General features: G+C 44.3%; 23 protein-coding genes and 1 riboswitch. Of the genes, 12 read left to right on the top strand and 11 right to left on the bottom strand.

The genetic code is table 11. The annotated features are described in order from the left end of the window. Positions 1 to 46: 46 nt before the first annotated feature. Positions 47 to 1,063: an NADPH dehydrogenase NamA gene (gene namA, locus FS666_RS00340; protein WP_144460265.1), complete on the bottom strand. Its 1,017-nt coding sequence runs from the start codon at positions 1,061 to 1,063 to the stop codon at positions 47 to 49. A gap of 75 nt (positions 1,064 to 1,138) precedes the next feature. Next, entirely contained in the window at positions 1,139 to 1,966 is an 828-nt protein-coding gene (proC, locus tag FS666_RS00335) for a pyrroline-5-carboxylate reductase (protein ID WP_144460267.1), read from the bottom strand. A 459-nt stretch (positions 1,967 to 2,425) separates the two neighbouring features. On the opposite strand from proC, the gene FS666_RS00330 reads away from it, so the two are divergent. Together FS666_RS00330 and FS666_RS00325 are read left to right on the top strand one after the other, a co-directional pair. Further along, entirely contained in the window at positions 2,426 to 3,379 is a 954-nt protein-coding gene (locus FS666_RS00330; protein WP_144460268.1) for an MBL fold metallo-hydrolase, read from the top strand. 13 nt (positions 3,380 to 3,392) lie between these two features. Then, positions 3,393 to 4,193 carry an SDR family NAD(P)-dependent oxidoreductase gene (locus tag FS666_RS00325; protein WP_144460269.1) on the top strand — a complete coding sequence of 267 codons (801 nt, stop codon included), beginning with the start codon at positions 3,393 to 3,395 and terminating at the stop codon, positions 4,191 to 4,193. Positions 4,194 to 4,336: 143 nt separating this feature from the next. On the opposite strand, the gene FS666_RS00320 is transcribed toward FS666_RS00325, so the two are convergent. Both FS666_RS00320 and FS666_RS00315 read right to left on the bottom strand, forming a co-directional pair. After that, a complete protein-coding gene (locus FS666_RS00320; protein ID WP_144460271.1) occupies positions 4,337 to 4,681 on the bottom strand; it encodes a YolD-like family protein in 345 nt (114 codons plus the stop codon). Beyond that, on the bottom strand, positions 4,678 to 5,907 hold the full coding sequence (locus tag FS666_RS00315; RefSeq protein ID WP_144460273.1) for a DNA polymerase IV: 1,230 nt from the start codon (positions 5,905 to 5,907) through the stop codon (positions 4,678 to 4,680). Before FS666_RS00315 ends, FS666_RS00320 begins: the two co-directional genes overlap by 4 nt. A gap of 217 nt (positions 5,908 to 6,124) precedes the next feature. Here FS666_RS00315 and FS666_RS00310 point away from each other — a divergent pair, with 217 nt between their 5' ends. The 4 genes from FS666_RS00310 (at position 6,125) to FS666_RS00295 (ending at position 8,789) form a co-directional block, all read left to right on the top strand. Next, a complete protein-coding gene (locus FS666_RS00310; protein WP_144460275.1) occupies positions 6,125 to 6,805 on the top strand; it encodes a toxoflavin lyase-like VOC family protein in 681 nt (226 codons plus the stop codon). Between the two features lie 148 nt (positions 6,806 to 6,953). Continuing rightward, on the top strand, positions 6,954 to 7,499 hold the full coding sequence (locus FS666_RS00305; RefSeq protein ID WP_144460276.1) for an RNA polymerase sigma factor: 546 nt from the start codon (positions 6,954 to 6,956) through the stop codon (positions 7,497 to 7,499). Then, entirely contained in the window at positions 7,453 to 8,400 is a 948-nt protein-coding gene (locus tag FS666_RS00300) for a hypothetical protein (protein WP_144460278.1), read from the top strand. The genes FS666_RS00305 and FS666_RS00300 overlap by 47 nt, the downstream gene beginning before the upstream one ends. Positions 8,401 to 8,468: 68 nt before the next feature. Further along, the gene (locus FS666_RS00295; RefSeq protein WP_144460280.1) at positions 8,469 to 8,789 is read left to right on the top strand and encodes an iron-sulfur cluster biosynthesis family protein; all 321 of its coding nucleotides are present in this window, start codon (positions 8,469 to 8,471) and stop codon (positions 8,787 to 8,789) included. On the opposite strand, the gene FS666_RS00290 is transcribed toward FS666_RS00295, so the two are convergent. The 3 genes from FS666_RS00290 to FS666_RS00280 all read right to left on the bottom strand — a co-directional run bounded on the left by FS666_RS00290 (position 8,786) and on the right by FS666_RS00280 (position 11,586). Beyond that, on the bottom strand, positions 8,786 to 9,682 hold the full coding sequence (locus FS666_RS00290) for a hydroxymethylglutaryl-CoA lyase (RefSeq protein ID WP_144460282.1): 897 nt from the start codon (positions 9,680 to 9,682) through the stop codon (positions 8,786 to 8,788). The two genes, FS666_RS00295 and FS666_RS00290, sit on opposite strands and share 4 nt — an antisense overlap. Positions 9,683 to 9,757: 75 nt before the next feature. Continuing rightward, on the bottom strand, positions 9,758 to 10,936 hold the full coding sequence (locus FS666_RS00285) for a toxic anion resistance protein (RefSeq protein ID WP_120068262.1): 1,179 nt from the start codon (positions 10,934 to 10,936) through the stop codon (positions 9,758 to 9,760). Then, positions 10,933 to 11,586: a 5-bromo-4-chloroindolyl phosphate hydrolysis family protein gene (locus FS666_RS00280; protein WP_144460284.1), complete on the bottom strand. Its 654-nt coding sequence runs from the start codon at positions 11,584 to 11,586 to the stop codon at positions 10,933 to 10,935. The genes FS666_RS00285 and FS666_RS00280 overlap by 4 nt, the downstream gene beginning before the upstream one ends. Before the next feature lie 204 nt (positions 11,587 to 11,790). Here FS666_RS00280 and FS666_RS00275 point away from each other — a divergent pair, with 204 nt between their 5' ends. Genes FS666_RS00275 through FS666_RS00265 form a run of 3 tightly spaced genes read left to right on the top strand, consistent with a single transcriptional unit; the run spans position 11,791 to position 14,370 of the window. Continuing rightward, complete coding sequence (locus FS666_RS00275) at positions 11,791 to 12,987, top strand: acetyl-CoA C-acetyltransferase (protein ID WP_144460286.1); 1,197 nt, start codon at positions 11,791 to 11,793, stop codon at positions 12,985 to 12,987. 14 nt (positions 12,988 to 13,001) lie between these two features. After that, the gene (locus FS666_RS00270; protein WP_144460288.1) at positions 13,002 to 13,691 is read left to right on the top strand and encodes a CoA transferase subunit A; all 690 of its coding nucleotides are present in this window, start codon (positions 13,002 to 13,004) and stop codon (positions 13,689 to 13,691) included. 16 nt (positions 13,692 to 13,707) lie between these two features. Beyond that, positions 13,708 to 14,370 (top strand): 3-oxoacid CoA-transferase subunit B, encoded by a 663-nt coding sequence (locus tag FS666_RS00265; protein WP_144460290.1) that lies wholly within the window; start codon positions 13,708 to 13,710, stop codon positions 14,368 to 14,370. A 33-nt stretch (positions 14,371 to 14,403) separates the two neighbouring features. Here the strand turns inward: FS666_RS00265 and sinI are convergent, their stop codons facing one another. Together sinI and FS666_RS00255 are read right to left on the bottom strand one after the other, a co-directional pair. Then, the gene (sinI, locus tag FS666_RS00260) at positions 14,404 to 14,565 is read right to left on the bottom strand and encodes a DNA-binding anti-repressor SinI (RefSeq protein WP_144460292.1); all 162 of its coding nucleotides are present in this window, start codon (positions 14,563 to 14,565) and stop codon (positions 14,404 to 14,406) included. 21 nt (positions 14,566 to 14,586) lie between these two features. Beyond that, a complete protein-coding gene (locus FS666_RS00255) occupies positions 14,587 to 14,916 on the bottom strand; it encodes a helix-turn-helix domain-containing protein (RefSeq protein ID WP_120068244.1) in 330 nt (109 codons plus the stop codon). Positions 14,917 to 15,153: 237 nt separating this feature from the next. Here FS666_RS00255 and FS666_RS00250 point away from each other — a divergent pair, with 237 nt between their 5' ends. The 3 genes from FS666_RS00250 (at position 15,154) to sipW (ending at position 17,186) form a co-directional block, all read left to right on the top strand. Then, on the top strand, positions 15,154 to 15,744 hold the full coding sequence (locus FS666_RS00250; protein WP_144460294.1) for a CalY family protein: 591 nt from the start codon (positions 15,154 to 15,156) through the stop codon (positions 15,742 to 15,744). Positions 15,745 to 15,894: 150 nt separating this feature from the next. Then, entirely contained in the window at positions 15,895 to 16,626 is a 732-nt protein-coding gene (locus FS666_RS00245) for a hypothetical protein (protein ID WP_144460296.1), read from the top strand. After that, the gene (sipW, locus tag FS666_RS00240; RefSeq protein ID WP_144460298.1) at positions 16,623 to 17,186 is read left to right on the top strand and encodes a signal peptidase I SipW; all 564 of its coding nucleotides are present in this window, start codon (positions 16,623 to 16,625) and stop codon (positions 17,184 to 17,186) included. The genes FS666_RS00245 and sipW overlap by 4 nt, the downstream gene beginning before the upstream one ends. A gap of 124 nt (positions 17,187 to 17,310) precedes the next feature. Here the strand turns inward: sipW and FS666_RS00235 are convergent, their stop codons facing one another. Then, entirely contained in the window at positions 17,311 to 17,631 is a 321-nt protein-coding gene (locus tag FS666_RS00235; RefSeq protein ID WP_120068233.1) for a helix-turn-helix domain-containing protein, read from the bottom strand. Between the two features lie 92 nt (positions 17,632 to 17,723). Then, the gene (locus tag FS666_RS00230) at positions 17,724 to 17,849 is read right to left on the bottom strand and encodes an anti-repressor SinI family protein (RefSeq protein ID WP_144460300.1); all 126 of its coding nucleotides are present in this window, start codon (positions 17,847 to 17,849) and stop codon (positions 17,724 to 17,726) included. A 29-nt stretch (positions 17,850 to 17,878) separates the two neighbouring features. Continuing rightward, positions 17,879 to 17,965, bottom strand: a riboswitch (cyclic di-GMP riboswitch). Positions 17,966 to 18,169: the final 204 nt, after the last annotated feature.

The raw sequence follows: 18,169 nt of genomic DNA, 5'->3' as shown, positions 1-18,169 counted from the left end.
GCCAATAACCGATTTAAGTTTGATCCGGATTTTTCCGCTTTTCTTATTACCAGCCCCGTTGATATTGCACCGGAGGTTCGATTTCATAGCCAAGCTTTTCAGCTGCGGTCCTTGGCCAGTATGGATCCCTTAAAAGGGCGCGTGCGAGGAAGATAAGGTCGGCGCGGTTATTTTGCAATATTTCTTCTGCTTGAATCCCTGTTGTGATCAGGCCGACAGATCCTGTGGGGATTTCTGCTTCCCGCTTGATTTTTTCGGAAAATGGCACCTGGTAGCCAGGGTATGTTGAGATTTTCGCCGGAGCGACAGCTCCTGAGCTGACATCGATCAAATGAACCCCGTCTTCTTTCATCCACTTAGCCATCATTACATAATGGGAAGGATCCAAGCCTTCCTCAAGATAGTCATTGGCTGAAACCCGGACAAAGAGCGGCCCGTCCCATACTGCTTTTACCTCTCCGATCACTTCTTTTAAAAAGCGGTAGCGGTTTTCCATGGTTCCGCCGTATTCGTCCGACCGATGGTTGGTGATCGGCGAGAGGAACTCGTTGATCAGATAGCCATGAGCCCCGTGAATTTCAATAATATCAAAACCGGCTTGTTTAGCCCGTTCCGCCGCTTTTCCAAACGCTTTGACAGTTTCCTTTATATCATGGACGCTCATTTCTTTCGGCGTCTTCATTTTTTCATTAAATGGGATTGCGGAAGGAGCCAAAATTTCGCCTTCAAGCTCGGCTTTCCTCCCCGCATGGGCGATTTGGATGCCTGCCTTCGCACCATGTGCTTTGATCATTCCGGCAAGCTTCGTCAATCCTTCTACATGCTCATCGCTCCAAATCCCCAAATCCTGCGGGCTGATCCTTCCTTGGGGAGTGACCGCAGTCGCCTCCACGATAATCAGGCCGACCTGCCCGACAGCGCGGCTTGTATAGTGGGTATAATGCCAATCATTGGCCATGCCGTCTTCATTATGGCAGGAGTACATGCACATAGGAGACATGACAATGCGATTTTTCAATGTTACATTGTTTATTTCATATGGTTCAAACAGTTTCACAGCCATTCAGTAAAAGCCCCTTTCGTCATCTGGTCATTCATTATTATACCAAGATGGGGCAAAAGAAACCCAATGGCAGGCTCAGACCGGATGTTTCGATTCATGGATTTGGCCCAGGCGCTTTGATTGCTCCGCTGCTGCCTTGATGCATTGAATAAAGGCTTCTTCGACCTTGTTCCTTTGGAGCACTTCGATTCCGGCTTCCGTTGTTCCGCCCGGACTTGTTACAGCTTTGCGCAGCTCGGAGGCAGCGCAGTCCGAGGAGCTCAACATTTCTGCAGCTCCTGCCAATGTTTGGAGAATAAGCTGCTTTGCCATATTGGAATCAAGGCCGATTTCCTGGGCGGATTGCTCCATCGCTTCCACTACATAGTAGATATATGCAGGGCCGCTCCCGGAAAGGGCTGTTATGGCATCGAGCTTGTTCTCTTCGACAACAGCAGTCATTCCAATAGATGAAAACACTGTAGCAGCAAGTTTCTTTTGATGATCGGAAACACGTTGATTGAACGAAACAGCCGTCGCTGATTTTCCGACACTTGCGGATGTATTCGGCATGGCCCTTGCCACAGCGCATGGCACTTTTAATTTTTCTTCCATAAATGCAATGGATATGCCAGCCATGACGGATATGAAAAATGTATCCATCCGGATGTATGGCTGGATCTTCTGAAGGACGGAGTCCGCATCTTTCGGCTTCACTGCAAAAATGACAATGTCGGCGCCTTTGAACAGTCCTTCCATGTCATATGTCGGCCGGATTCCGTAACGGCGCTTAAGCTGTTCTAATTTCTTCCGGTCCTCACGGTTGGTGACAAGGATGTCTTCCCCCCGGCAAATATTTTTTTCAATTAAACCGGCAATGATTGCCTCTGCCATGGATCCGGCCCCGATGAATGAAATCTTCATATGTTCTCCCTCCATTTAAAAAAGCGCAAGCGCCTTGTTCAGCGTGTATAAAAACAAAAAACCCTTCATCCATCAAAGGACGAAAGGGTTGACTTTCGCGGTACCACCTTTATTAACTGCCAACGAAAAGCAGTCATCTCAAACCCTGTAACGCAGGGGGACGGTCAGTTTTGGCTGACAGCTCACTTGGGCAGGTTCGATAAGATAGTGGATGATGGAGCCTTCCAGCCGCTGGACTCCAATCTCTTTCATCATTTGCTTATCTACTGATCCCGATCATCGCTGTTTTAAGTCAAGTTTATATAAGATTATGCTGACAGAATACAAAATTGTCAAGGGATATAGATGAACAATTCCCTGTTTCTATCCAAATATAATGACATTATACGCAAAAATCGATAAACTATACATGTTTATGTTATGAATTCTTTTTTAAAATAATGAAGTTGAGGGATAAGTATGGACGAGAAAATTTTTAAGCTGGTTTTGCCAACACCGTTTGACGTGGGAGACGTCAATGTTTATCTTGTCAAAGGAGATTCTCTGACCTTGATTGATGCAGGGGTCAAAACCGAAGAGGCATGGGAAGCATTTAAGAAGCAATTCAAGGAAACAGGCTTTAAGCCCAGAGATATTGAACAGGTCGTATTGACGCACCACCATCCGGATCATGCAGGGCTGCTCGAATGGCTGCCGGAAGATATTCCTGTATACGGCCATCCGTATGTCCGCCCATGGATTGAAAAAGACAAAGAGTTTATAAGATCATATGATCAGTTCTACAGCCGCCTTTTCACTGAATTTGGCATGGAGGGGGACTCTGAGAAGATGCTTGCAGCTTTGAAAGCACCTCTCCGGTATTCGGCAAAGCGTGCGCTGACTTATGAAATTGAAGAGAGGGACGTCATTCCGGGATTTGAGAATTGGACGGTATTCGAAACACCGGGGCATGCGCAAAGCCATTTGGCTTTTTACCGTGAAGAAGACGGGACGCTGATTGCGGGGGACCACATCCTTGCGTCCATTTCTTCCAACCCGCTGCTTGAACCATCTCTTGACCCTTTGAAGGACCGCCCAAAGCCGCAGCTTCAATATAACAGGTCACTTCGTAAAATGCTGGATTTGGAGATCCGCGAAGTCTTTACGGGCCATGGGCCTGAGGTGAAAAAGGCGCACGAATTGATCGAACGCCGCCTTTCAAGGCAGCATGACCGCGCCATGCAAGTGCTGGAGCTGCTGAAGGAAAGGCCGTTCACAACATTTGAATTGACGAAAATCCTTTTTCCTGCTGTCTATGAAAAACAGCTCGGACTGACATTGTCTGAGACGACAGCCCAGCTTGATTATCTTTTGTCAAACGAAGCAATTACGAAGCGGATAAGCGATAATGGTACGGCTTATTTTTCAGCGTGACGGAGAATAGAAAATGAGAAAAAATGAGCGTTTAAAAGGGAAAACGGTTGTTATTACCGGAGCTTCGGGGGGATTGGGTGAACAGACGGCTTACCGGTGTGCAGCAAGCGGTGCAAATCTTGTACTGCTTTCCCGCAATGTGAAAAAGCTGGAAGAGATGGCTGAAAGCATCCGTGAAAAATACGGCGTAAGCTCCTTGGCCTTGAAGCTTGACATCTCCAGGCACGAGGACATTCCGGCTGTTTTTCGGGCCATTTTTGAAAAAACCGGCCACATCGACATTCTGGTTAATAATGCCGGTTACGGAATATTTGCCGAGGCGAAAGACGTGACACCGTCGGATGTCGAGGGGATGTTTGCAGTTAATGTCGTCGGGCTGATTGTCTGCACAAAAGAAGTGATCCCTTCCATGAGGAAAAGAAAATCCGGGCATATCATCAACATTTCCTCGCAGGCGGGAAAGCTGGCCACCCCAAAATCGAGCGTGTATTCAGCGACGAAGCATGCGGTATTGGGCTACACAAACAGCTTGCGTATGGAACTGGCCGGTGACGGCGTTTTTGTGACGGCCGTTAATCCGGGTCCTATGGCTACGAATTTTTTTGATCTTGCGGATCCGAGCGGAAACTATGTCAAAAACCTGGGCCGGCATATACTGTCCACTGAAAAGGTGGCTGAAAAAGTTGTGGATGCGATGCTGACGAACCGCAGGGAGATCAATTTACCCGGCTGGATGAACGCGGGCAGCATCCTGTACACTTTGTTTCCGAAGCTTGTTGAACGCCTTGGGAAAAAAGCATTTTTTAAAAAGTAATTTGGTGGAGCTATGGGTGCCCGTTAATCTTTTAAATTGCGAAACCCAGTCGCAGATTGTTCAACGAAATAGACAATCCCTAAAATTGTTCAGGTCTCAAGGGAGGTCTATTTCTTTTTTTCTTGTGATAGGTAAGGCCACCACTAATTAATTTCGGCATTTATAATTCTTTTAAAGGGAATAGTGAGAGTCTCTTCATTATGAACCATTTTTAACCAACCTTCATGTATATCTACTTTTTGAATCCACCCAAAAAAGTTTGCCGGCCCATGTTTTTTTGCATAAGTAATCGTAACAGCCTGCCTTGTTTCAATTGATTTAATGATTACACGATTGATTTCTTGAAGCTGATCGTTGTCTAGTATGGCAGGCGTAAATTCTTGCTGTTTACGCCTTTCCTCCAGTAACTGCTCCCTATGTTCAGGCAGCATCATTCTACTTGATTCCCAACGTAAATTGTAACCAGGAGTGAGCTTATTGGCCCTCATTTATAATGACCTCCAATTTTGTGCGCTCTCTCATGAGCTTGCCCGGCATTTGTGATGGATGAAGCTCTATATATGGCAGTACGTCCATATTTATCCCAGATGCTATCTAGCGCTGTATTCAACTGCTCCCGATAAAGGTAGTTGTCAAATAAATCGATCTGATACTGATGGGATGGCTGAAGATGAGACAAAGACACTCCTAAGCTTCGGATGGGTTGGCAATCCCAGTATTTTATAAATAATTTGTATGCCGCATGAAAAATGTCCAGGTCGTAATTGGTTGGAACCGGCAGCGTCACTTGCCGATTAAATCCGGTAGGACAATTAAAGTCTGCACCCCTGACGCTGCATGATACAGTTACACCCATATATCCTTTTTTTCGACATCTTCGAGCGACCTCGGTACACAATTCAAGGAGTACTATTTTTATGTCCTCTATTTTCGTGTAGTCTCTGGGCAAAGTCATATGATGGCCAACTGCTTTTTGTTGGTTATGGGTCTTGACAGTGACGGGCGAATAGTCGATCCCATTGGCTGTCTGCCATAAAACCTCTCCATTAATGCCCCATCTTTTCTTCAGCAATTCAACTGGAAATTTAGCCAGTTCTCCAATTGTAGAAATTCCCATTCCTCGCAAATGTCTCCCCATTTTTTCACCTACACCAAGTGTCTTTTCAATTGGCAATTTCCATAGTTGATCGATATTATCTTTATCTAATCGAAAAATGCCAACCTTATTTTTTTTGGCAAAATGATCGCATGCCATTTTGGCCAGCACTTTATTAGGACCGATGCCGATTCTTGAGTAGACGCCTATATCATTCAGTATTTTTATTTGCAGTTTTTTAGCCATCTCAAATTGATGGCCAAATATTCTTTGGCTGCCTGTGACATCCATAAACTGCTCGTCTATTGAATATGGTTCGACTAAATCAGTAAATTCTTCCATGATTCGGCTAATTTGAAGAGATACATCGATGTACAGCTGCATGTGAGGGCGGACCACTTCTACATGAGGACACTTTAGCTTTGCGGACCCTAAAGTCTCGGCAGTCGTGATGCCGAACTTTTTGGCTAATGGACATGCAGCTAGAACAATTCCGCTTCTGCGTTCCGGATCTCCTGCGACGATTACAGGTTTATCCTTTAATGAGTGGTCACGGACCTTTTCAACTGATGCGTAGAACGATTGGATGTCTGCAAGGAAAATCACTTTATTCTTCATTCAGTTATCTCCCACCTTTAAAACAGAACATATATTCGCATATTTATTATATGGGAATATATGTTCTTTTAATACTGGGAATTAATGTATTTTATCACAAGAGGACAAGGCAAGAGTTCAATAAATCAAAAAATTTGCTTAAAGGAGAAGTTCTATGGATATTAGATACAGAAACAAACATTTAAAGTACTTGAATTTTTAGGAGGGGATATTGTTTATGGAAATCAAGTTGCTGACGTTGCAAACTGCTCAGTTAGAGACGATGAAAGAATTTTATACGGAATGTTTAGGTTTTTCTCTTCGTGGTGAAAGTCCAAATGCTTTTCAAATCCAAGTGGGAACAAGCATTTTAGAATTTATCGATGAAAATGTAGCAGGGACCCCTTATTATCATTTTGCTTTCAATATTCCATCCAATCAATTTCAAGAAGCAAAGGCATGGTTGAAAGGAAAAACAACGCTGTTATTAGAGGATGGGGAAGATGAGGCAGATTTTTCATTCTGGCCTGCACATGCTTGTTATTTTGAAGATCCATCAGGAAATATTGTCGAACTCATTGCACGATACAGGGAGAATCCGATGAAGGAATCACCATTTTCGGTAAATCATATTTTGAATATCAGTGAAATTGGGTTGGTTGTAAAAGATGCGCCCAAAGTCGGCGAACAATTGAAAGCGATCAACATTTTTGAAAGTGATAATGAACCAATTACTCATTCTTCTCTACATTTCATGCAAGAAAATAAAAACGGGGTTTTCATAATTTTAACGAGCGTCGGTAGAAGGTGGTTGTTCTCCGAAAAAAAATCTGAAATTTTCCCACTGAAAATAACACTTGATAAGGCCGTTTTAGGTGTAAATGAACAAAATGAATTTTTTATAAATAACCGGCTGTAACAGGGCAGAGGACAAATTCCATGCAAATGAATAAAGCAGTTGTATGCGCGGGGAAATGGTTCTTTCGCGTGCTTTTTTATGGTATGAAATTTCATTGTAAGATAATTCATCCCCGATCGTCTAATATGTAGAGGAGAGGAGGGACGGTGTGAAGGAATATTCGATTGAAGACTGGTTTGAGAAATACGAGCGGGATATTACAAGCTTTCTTATTTACTATACAGGATTTACAGATGTGGAAGACCTGGTCCAGGACACTTTCCTGATCGCAATCAATAAAATTTCCAAATTCAAGGGGGGCTCCAATCCGAAAACCTGGTTAATAGCCATTGCGAGAAACATTGTGATAGACCGTTATAGAAGAAAAAGAGTCTGGCAGAGGATCAAGCATTATTTCACCTCCGATCAGGAGCAGGTCCCCGGATCGGAGGACATCATCATCCAAAGCCAGGAACAGCAGCAATTATACGATGCCATTGAACGGCTTTCTTCCCGGCAAAAGGAAGTGGTGATATTACGGGGGATTTTGGAGCTGTCATCCAATGAAACTGGCGAAATATTAAAATGCACTCCAAACAGCGTGAATGTCACTTATCACAGGGCATTGAAAAAGTTGAAGGAATTAATGGAAGAGGAGGGGTTTGATTTTGAGGGAAACAGAGCAAATCAAAGAAAGTCTAAAGAGCCTTCCTAAATATTCATTATCGAAAAAGCAGCGGCAAAATATATTATCGAAATTGCAGCAAGACAGCACTTATAAAAGAAAAAGCTTTAAACCGGCAGCAGCCATCGGTTCTCTTTCAGTCATTTTATTTATTCTGGTCTTTTCGCAGTTTGGAGGAAATTTTATTCAGGAACTCGCAATGAACAGTGAATCTTCCGAGATGGAATCTTCCATCGCCGACAAGGCTGAAATGTCGTTGGATATGGAGTATGCAGCGGAGGGACGCACCTTTACACTCCCGGATACAAAGCAGGAAGTCTTCGGCATTGAAGGAAAAGTCGGGATTTTAAATGTCTTTGACCATTTCGTCGCGGAAGATCCGAGAAGGGTTGCCAAGCTGATGATTTTCTTTTGGGGAAATCCCGAAGAGCTTGCCGGGAAGGATTATGAGATTGAAGCGGCGAACAATAATGAAAGGATCATTTTATCAGAAGGCATATTATCGGAGGGTCTTTACGGGGACGATGCCCATGTGTTGACACAATTTACGCCTTTTCCCGAGGAAGGGTTATGGCAGCTCTCGTTTTATGTGGATGGCCAATTATTTGATAAATTTTCATTGGAAGTCCTGCCTCCATTCCCTAAAACGGAAAACTATACGCTTGAAAAATCTCCAAAAGAAATGGAGATTCGCAAAGAAACAGACATGACGATAGAAAGTTCAGGGAAAGATAAAAAGAAAATTGGCGTACAATTATTAAATGAGGATGGAAAAACAGTGTCTGAGCATACTTTTGTGCAAGAGACCGAACATATTGATGCTTCGACGAACAGTCCTATTTATATATACGGCGGAAAACTGTCTTTTCCGGAGAAAGGGACCTGGAAGTTAAAAATTGATGGAGAAGAAACAGGAAGTTTCGAAAACTGAAATTGTGCTTCTCGTTTAGGCTTCCAGTACAAACCCTCCTAAAAAAGAGCAGGAAGGATGATAGAAAAATGGTCAACATTACCTTAACTCCCGAAGCAGCCAATCAAATCAAAAAAAAGCTTGCAGGCAGGGATTTGGACCTGAAGCTGATGTATGACATCGATGGCTGCTCCCTCAGCGGCATTCCCACCCTCAGGCTTATGGATAAGCAAGAGAGGGGAAGCGACGAGATATCGGTGCAGACAAACGAAATGCCTGTATGGGTGGAGAAATCAAAGCTTATTTTTTTTGATGATCATCTTGAAATTGATTTTTCTGAACAGAGTCATACCTACCAACTTGCCAGCACCGCTGAAATCTTGAACGGCAGAATGAGCCTGCTCGATTAGCTGGATGTTCCGGCCAATTGATAATAGCCGGTATTGATTGGCCTGGAGACGGCAGGAGCGATCAGGTCAATCGCTTCAGTCAGTTTGTCAAGGTCGATTCCCGTATCGATTCCCATGCGCTGCAGCATATAGACGACATCCTCCGTTGCCACGTTTCCGGTAGCTCCAGGAGCAAAAGGGCAGCCGCCGAGTCCGCCTGCTGATGTATCAAAGCGGTCGATGCCCGCTTGCAGTGCGGCAAAAATATTGGCCAAGGCTGTCTTTCTAGTATCATGGAAATGAGCCGCAACCATCAGTTCAGGAAGTTCCTTTTTGACCTTTGAAAAAAGTGAAAATGATTCAGTCGGCACAGCCATGCCGATCGTATCAGCCACGCTCAGCTCATCCACACCGGCTTCTGCAAATTCCCGGCAGAGCGATACTGTATCGGTTTCCGCTATTTTTCCCTCATAAGGGCAATAAAAGGCGGTAGAAATACAGGCCCTGACGAAATAGTTCTTCTTTTTCAATTCGGATATGACAGGTTTTAATTCCTCCATGCTTTCTTTCGTCGGCTTGTTGATATTTTTCTTGTTGAAGGTGTTGCTGACGCCTACAAATACTGCAACCGATTTGACGGAGGTTTCCATCACCCGGTCAACGCCGCGGCGGTTTGGAGCCAGCACGATGCTTCTGACCCCGGCAGGGGCGGTATGAACGATTTCAGCGGCATCGCGCATTTGCGGAACCCACTTGGGGGAAACAAAGGAAGTGATTTCCATTTCTTTGATTCCTGAAGCCGCCAACAGCCGGATGAATTCTTTCTTTACATCGGTATCCACAAAACTTTGTTCGTTCTGAAGGCCGTCCCTGGGACCGACTTCAATAATGGTCACATTTTTTGGTAAATTCACGTAAACACCCTCCCTAAGCCAGAAAAGCCGGACTATGCGTATCCGGCTTTTCGTGGTGTTGTTAGGTTTTGTTGGTCATTTTAAGCTAAGCAGCTTTTGCTTCAATTCGTTTTCCATTGTGACAAGCTCCTGCTCGGCCTGGGCGCGTTTCGTCCGGCCTTCTTCCTGGATCTTGATCGTTTCTTCCAGCGTGGAGATCAGGCTGGCCTGTGTTTTTTTCAAAGTCTCGATATCGACAAGGCCGCGCTCGTTTTCCCGGGCTGTTTCCAACGTATTGGATTTAAGCATTTCAGCGTTTTTAAGAAGCAAATCGTTCGTTGTTTTTGATACCTGTTTCTGTGCTTCAACAGCCTGCCGCTGGCGGAAAAGGGAAAGTGCAATCGCAATTTGGTTTTTCCAAAGCGGAATGGCCGTCACAATCGATGTTTGGATCTTTTCGGCCAAAGCCTGGTTCGTGTTCTGGATCATCCGGATTTGCGGGGCGCTTTGAATCGTTATTTGCCTGCTTAATTTAAGGTCATACAGCCTTTTTTCAAGCCGGTCGGCAAATTGGATCATATCATTTACATCCTGAAATGCCATCTGGTCCCCTGAGGCTTCCGCCTTTTTCTTCAGGGCAGGAATCGTTTCCGTCCGAATCTCCTCAAGCTTTACCTCGCCCGCTGCAATAAAAATATTCAATGCATGGAAATATTCTTTGTTTTTCTCATACAATTGTTCCAACATCTGTATATCTGAAATAAGCACATCTTTTGATTGATTCAGCTTCACGCTGATCCGGTCGATCTGGGCGCCGGTTTTTTGGTATTTTGACATCGTTTCCTGGATGGAGTTCGATATTTTTCCGAACATTTTCGAGAAAAAGTTCTTTTTCTCTGGTGAAAGCTCTTCGGGATTAATCGATTTCAGTTTCCCCATCAATTCATTCAAAATATCGCCAATCGGCCCGATATCCTTATTTTGAACATGGTCCAGCATGGAGCTTGAAAAATTGAGAAGCTGTGACTGCGCCTGCGTACCATATGAGATGATCGCCTGATGATTGGAAGGATCAATTTGCTTTGCAAGATCCAATGCCCGTTTTCTGCTTTCTTCCGGCAGGGCATCCACAAGCTTGGCTGGCTTGGGGGCAGCGGGCTCCGCCGATTGCGGCTCCAGGGCAAGCTCCTGCTCCCCGAACGGATTGGCAAGCAGATCATCCAATCCATCCGTAAATTCGTCTTTCAATACTTTTTCATTCAATGGTTCACTCATTCTTTCGTGCTCCTTTCATCATCAAGGGGGTGGTATTCCAATTTTTTCAGTGAGTGTTTTGCAACATCCAACTCGAATTGTAATTCATCCACATCCGTTGACAATACATGGTAAATGTCTTTTTTAATGGATTCATTCAGATCTTCGAGAGTGCTTTGCGTTTCTTTCAGCGATAGATAGATTTGATCATTTTTCACCGGCTGGGCAGCAAGCCGCGCATACCGCTCGGATATTTCAACAACCGAGTCAAGATGATAGAAGAAGAAGCGCTCCGACTGGTAAAATCTGCGCGGGTCTTTTTTGACAATGGAGTACATCCTTTTCACCAGTCTGTTTAGTTCATACAGCTGCTTGAAGGCTCCCATCGTCCTGACGGAAAAAAATGATTTTTGCAGGCGCGCCAGCTTCTTTTTGGCTTCCTGCAGATTTTTCTGGATGTAGGCATACTCTTTTCTGGTCAGCCTGTTCTTTTTTAAAAACCGGTAGTCTGAGACGAACTTGACCCCGCAGAATGTCAAAAAGCCCGCCAGGATCGAGATGCCTGAAGACGCAAGAAAGCCCATGTCAAAGCCCAAGAACAAAATAAGCCATATAAGAACTGCTTCAGCAGTAGCTAACATCCCCAGAAAAAAAGAAAAAACTGATTTCAAGCTGCATCCACTCCTGTCCATACTTGCTTATATCTTTAAATACGGTTGTCATCTATAGAAGTTTCATTATCTTCATTATAAGGAATTCAAAGATTTATTGAAAGACCGAGTGCCGGTTTTCACCCTTTCCTTTATCAAAAAGAGGATTTCTGTAATTTTTCACGAAAAAGTTACAGTAGGTACTATTCAAAGGAGGCTAAAAAAATGAGCCAGCAGGAAGTGGTGATTGTCGGTGCAGTCCGGACAGCAATTGGAAGTTTTCTAGGAACATTGAAAAATACGCCGGCCCCTGATTTGGGAGCGGCAGCCATCAAAGAGGCACTGCTTAGGGCAGGAGTTAAACCGGAAGATGTGGATGAGGTGATAATGGGGAATGTTCTCCAAGCAGGGATCGGGCAAAACCCGGCGCGCCAGGCGGCAATGAAGGCGGGTATTCCTGAAAACGTTTCCTCTATGACGATCAATAAGGTATGCGGATCGGGCTTGAAGGCCGTCCATCTGGCTGCCCAGGCTATTTTGGCCGGTGATGCGGAAATTGTTGTCGCCGGAGGAATGGAGAATATGTCCCAGGCACCGTACCTTTTGAAAAATGCCAGAGAAGGCTTCAAAATGGGTGACCAAAAACTTGTTGACAGTATGACGAGCGATGGCCTTACCTGCGTTTTCAATAATTATCATATGGGAGTCACGGCTGAAAATTTATGTGAAAAATATAATATCAGCCGGGAAGAACAGGATGAATTTGCTGCATTGAGCCAGGAAAAAGCGGTAAAAGCGATCGAGGAAGGGAGATTTAAAGAGGAGATTGTTCCAATTGAAATTCCGCAGAGAAAGGGGGAGGCGATTATTTTTGACACGGACGAATATCCGCGTAAAGGTACGACTGCTGCAAAGCTTGCAGGTTTAAAGCCCGCATTTAAAAAGGACGGAAGCGTCACTGCCGGAAATTCATCCGGCATCAACGACGGAGCTGCCGCTGTTGTCGTCATGTCAAGAAAAAAAGCGGATGAACTCGGCGTCAGCCCGCTTGCTTTTATCAGTGCCAATGCCAATGCCGGGGTTGATCCGGGCATTATGGGAATCGGGCCTGTATCGGCTGTGAAAAAGGCACTTCAAAAGACCGGTCTTTCATTGGATGATATGGAGCTGATCGAAGCAAACGAGGCATTTGCAGCCCAATCGCTTGCGGTGGACAGGGAATTGAATTTTGATAAGTCCATCCTGAATGTCAATGGAGGGGCGATTGCACTTGGACACCCGATCGGCGCCAGCGGAGCGAGAATACTGGTTACACTCCTGCATGAGATGAGAAGAAGAGGGGCAAAAAGGGGGCTTGCTACGCTTTGCATCGGCGGGGGCCAGGGAGTGGCAACCATCGTTGAACTGGCGGAACAACTTTAAAGGAGGCTGGCGGAATGAAAAAGATATTTGCAACATTTCAGGAAGCGGTGGCTGATATCAGTGACGGTTCCACCCTGATGGTCGGGGGATTTGGCCTGTGCGGGATTCCGGAAAACCTGATAATGGCACTTGTTGATAAGGGAGTGAAGGATTTAACCGTCATTTCGAATAACTGCGGAGTGGATGAATGGGGGCTGGGCCTTCTTCTTCAAAATAAGCAGATCAAAAAAATTATCGGCTCATATGTAGGGGAGAACAAGGAGTTCGAACGTCAGGTATTGGCGGGCGAAATCGAAGTGGAATTGACTCCTCAGGGGACTCTTGCGGAAAAAATCCGTGCCGGCGGTGCAGGAATTCCGGCTTTTTATACACCCGCAGGAGTTGGCACACCCATTGCTGAAGGGAAGGAAATCCGTGAATTTAATGGAAAGGAATATGTGCTGGAAGAGGCGCTGACGGCGGATTTCAGCCTTGTCAATGCTTGGAAAGGAGATAAGATGGGCAATCTCGTCTACAGAAAGACTGCCCGGAATTTCAATCCGATGATCGCGGCTGCGGGGAAAGTGACGATTGCGCAGGTTGAAAGCCTGATGGAGGTCGGCGAGCTGGAGCCTGACTGTATTCATACCCCGAGCATTTATGTCCAGGGATTGATACAGGGAGAGCTTGAAAAAAGGATTGAGAGAAGGACAGTCAGATCATAGAAAGGGGGTTGGCAAATTGAGTAAAGCTGCCGTAAGGGAAAAAATTGCCAAAAGAGCGGAAAAGGAAATAAAGGACGGATATTATGTAAATCTCGGCATTGGAATGCCGACTTTGGTGGCCAACTATATTTCAGACAACAAACAGGTGGTACTTCAGTCGGAAAACGGACTGCTCGGAATCGGGCCCTATCCGACGGAACTGGAAGTGGATGCCGACTTGATCAACGCCGGGAAGGAAACGGTGACTGCCATTCCGGGAGCTGCCTATTTTGACAGTGCTGAATCTTTTGCCATGATTCGTGGAGGACATGTGAATCTGGCTATTCTGGGCGGGATGGAAGTTTCCAAAGACGGTGATCTGGCCAATTGGATGATTCCCGGCAAAATGATCAAGGGCATGGGAGGAGCGATGGACCTTGTGCACGGTGCCGGAAAAATCATCGTGATCATGGAACATGTCAACAAAAACGGCGATCCGAAAATATTAAACGAATGTGTGCTGCCATTGACAGGCAAGAAGGTGGTTGACCGGATTATCACGGATCGTGCTGTGATAGATGTAACGGAAAATGGACTGGTGCTGAAGGAAGTGGCAAAGGGATATTCCGTCGGTGATATTAAGCAATCGACGGAGCCGGAACTTGATGTCAGTGAGGATGTTATCATGGATGCGTATTAGAAATAGAGCCTGGTTTTTGGCAAAAACCAGGCTCTATTTCATTTTAGTTTTTAACAGCTCGCGTTCAATTCTTTTACTCTTAAAAAATATTCGAATCTCTTCTTTTCTCATGTTCAACTGCTTGGCTTCTTTCAGCAGCAAAACCCATTCGTAATCCAGATCAAGATATTGACTGTCCCCTTTATACTCACCCATATTGGCATCCCCCTTGGAAATTCATCTTTTTTTGTGGCGGTTTTTAAATTGAATGAACTCATAATATTCCAGAAAATCCTCTTTTTTCATCCCGGCGTGTATTGCTTTTTGTACCAGTAATTTCCATTCATTATCCAGTTTGATTTCTTTTTGGATACTTTCCTGCAAAAGCTGTTCAACTGTAACTCCGAGAGGGCGGGCAATTTTGGAGAGAACTTGAAGTGAAGGATTTTTTTGCATGTCCCGTTCTATGTAGCTTAAATAAGACTTTGATATGCCGGCCTTTTCTGCAAGTTTGGAAAGCGAGTATCCCTGCTGTTCTCTAAGTTCTTTAATATGCAGCCCGATCACATAACATTACCACCTTTCAATCGTTATGTTCATTATAAGGAACAAAATGTTCTTAATAAAGTCGAGAAATAGTAAGAAAGAAGGAGAAAACGGTTGCATTTGTGAGATTTTAGTTCTTAATTAAGAATAAACGGCGAAATTTGAAGTTTTTATAATCAGGTCATTTGAACTATAATCAAACCAACCATTCGTTATAAAGAACGAAAGGAAAAACAAAAAGGGAAAGAGGAGATTGGTATGAGTATTAAAAAAAAGTTGGGTATGGGAGTAGCATCGGCGGCATTGGGGATCGCACTTGTGGGGGGAGGAACGTTCGCGTATTTTAGTGATGTAGAAGCGACCAATAATACATTTGCAGCAGGAACGCTGGATTTGGCAGTAAATCCAACAACAATTATTGATGTAAGCAATCTTAAACCAGGGGATTGGATGCCAAGAACATTCAAACTTGAAAACAATGGCTCCTTGGATATTTCAAAAGTTCTGATTGAAACAGATTACACTGTAGAAGGAACTGATGAAGATTTTGGCAAGCATATCAAGGTTAACTTCCTCAGAAACGAAGACAAAAGTGGAGTTCTTCTCCCTAGCAATGTAATTGTAAGTAAGACTTTGTATGAATTAAAAACTATGAGTCCAGACGCTGTTAAAAACTTAAGTCACAGTATTTTTGCTGAAAAGAGCGGGCTTAAAGCAGGAACTAATGATAAATTGGCGGTCCAGTTTGAGTTCGTTGATAATGGACAGGACCAAAACGAGTTCCAAGGAGCTTCCTTACAGCTAAAATGGACATTTACTGCAGAGCAAACAAAAGGTGAAAAGAGGTAACAAATAAAAGGCGGGCACTCCCGCCTTTCTCTATATAATTTATAGGCACGAGCATGGGAGGTGGACTCCATTAGGAAATCACGTTTAAGAACACACGGCAAAAGAAACAAAAAATTGAGAAGTGCTGGAAAGGCCGGAGCGTTTTGGTATATGTCCGTGTTTGCTGCTGCCACTTTCGTTTCACCTACTTTGGCAGAGTTCACAGATTCGAAGGAGATAGCAGGAGAGATCCGGGCAGGGACGTGGCCGGTTCCGTGGATACAGACAGATGTCAGCTTAACAGTTGGGGATAAAGAGATTGAGAGTTGTGACCCAGTTGAACTGAAAGCGAAGTTTACGAATCAAGGAAAATATAGAACGGAAAAGGGATCTTGGATAATGATCGATGAATCAGAAGGCCCGCATGAGGTGAAAGAATTAAAGCCTGGAGAAAGTGTATTGCTGACATATAAGGCCGGTGAGCCCGGAATTTATACATTCAAGGTATATCAGGAAGGAAAACATCCAAGTGAATTTCTAAAGAAAGTCACCGTGGCATGTGAAAAGCCGGAAGAACATAAGGAAGAAGAGAGCGAACAAGAGCTCCAAGAGAAAGCAAATGAGGATAATACCAACGTAGAAGAAAAGCAACCACCAAAACCTGAAAACGATGAGAAAAAAGATAAAGAGCCGTCACAACCAATTGAGCCGGTGCAACCGGCAGAAAAGCCGCAACCCCCTGCTGACAATGACAATAAGCCTCAGGAGACAGAGCCGGCACCTGAATCGAAGCCAACTGCTCCTGCTGCGGAACCTAAGCCGGAATCACAACCGGAACCCGAACCGCCTGCGGTTAAGGAAGCGCCTGTAAATTCCAATTCAGTAAAGGATGAAGAAGAATGAAATTAGTTTGGAAGATTATCAGTAATACGATCAGCGCTGTATTGTTCCTTATTTTTATCCTTATGGTCTTTTTAGTCATATCATCAAAAGCCTCAGGCGGAGAGCCTCAATTTCTTGGCTATCAATTGAAATCCGTCCTGTCAGGCTCGATGGAGCCGGGAATCAAAACAGGTTCGGTTATTGCAGTTAAGCCCGGAGGAGATATGACCCGCTTTAAGGAAGGGGACGTCATCACCTTCATGCAAGATGAGAATACACTGGTCACTCACAGAGTAGTGGAAGTGGATAAAAGCGGAAAGCATGTCATGTATACAACGAAAGGCGATAATAACAACGCTGCAGACATGGAGCCTGTACTTTCCGAAAATGTCGTCGCAGAATATACGGGAATCACTGTTCCATATGTCGGTTACTTCGTCAGTTTTGCCCAGTCAAAAGAGGGGAGTGCACTGCTTCTTATCCTTCCGGGACTTCTGCTTTTGGGCTACTCAGGTTTTACAATCTGGAGTGCCATCAGACAATTGGAGCCCAAAGAAAAAACGGTCAATAAAACGACATAGGCGAATAAAAAAAAACGCTGCCAAGACGGCCAGCGTTTTATATTTATGAGCAATTATCGATGAACTGCGCTCACCATTTTTCACAAAAATAAAAACGCCCAGACGAATCATCGCCACGGAACGTTTATTTGTTCTTCATTTTCCATTTATTGAATTCCAAAAACTCGCGGAATTCATCTTTTGAGATGCCTGAAGACATTGCTTCGCGAACCAGCTCTTCCCAATCGTGGTCCAATTCGATTTCACCTGTTTCCCCGTGAAGGAGAACATGGACGGGAACATCGAGCACAGATGAAAGTTTTTCCAGTATTTGAATGGACGGATTGGACTGGATATTGCGCTCAATCGAACTCAAATAGGATTTGGCAATACCCGCTCTTTCAGCCAATTCGGATAATGATAATTTTTTTTGAAGCCGATAATCTTTTATTCGTTGACCTATCATCTACACAGTCACCTACTCTTTACACATTATAACACATAATAAAAGATTATGAATAGCGCAAAATTCCCGATTGGCGAATTTCTTATTATGTATTATTGGCGTTCTCTAAAAAATTCCTTGATCTCCCTGGGACTGATTCCTGTACCTAGCGCAAATAATATAAGCTCTACCCATTCCTTGTCCAGCTTTTCCTGTTTCGTTACGACTGATTTTTTCATTGTTACCTCCCATAAATACACAATTGTATTCGGGTAACCCAGCCGCCATAGTCAAATTGACCTTAGGCCTGTGGCTTTGCGTCTCTGACTTTCGAACAGATTTGCCTTTTTCGCTAAGTGTTTATCTTAGTATAAGCGTTTCTAAAGTCATAGTCCTGAAAAAAATGTCGTCGTCGAAGAGCGGCGAAACGAGCCAAATCCTTGTCATATTAACGAAAAAGCTGTCGAGCTGATCCTAAATATTTCCGGTAAAAGAAATTCTAATTCCATATTACCATGATACTGGAATAACCGGGCAAAATATATGCAGAAGTATCAGA

The organism is Siminovitchia fortis (genome assembly GCF_007681465.1).
GTDB lineage: Bacteria > Bacillota > Bacilli > Bacillales > Bacillaceae_C > Siminovitchia > Siminovitchia fortis.
The sequence above is the reverse complement of the archived record's forward strand: the minus strand, read 5'-3'. Positions and strand labels throughout refer to the sequence as shown.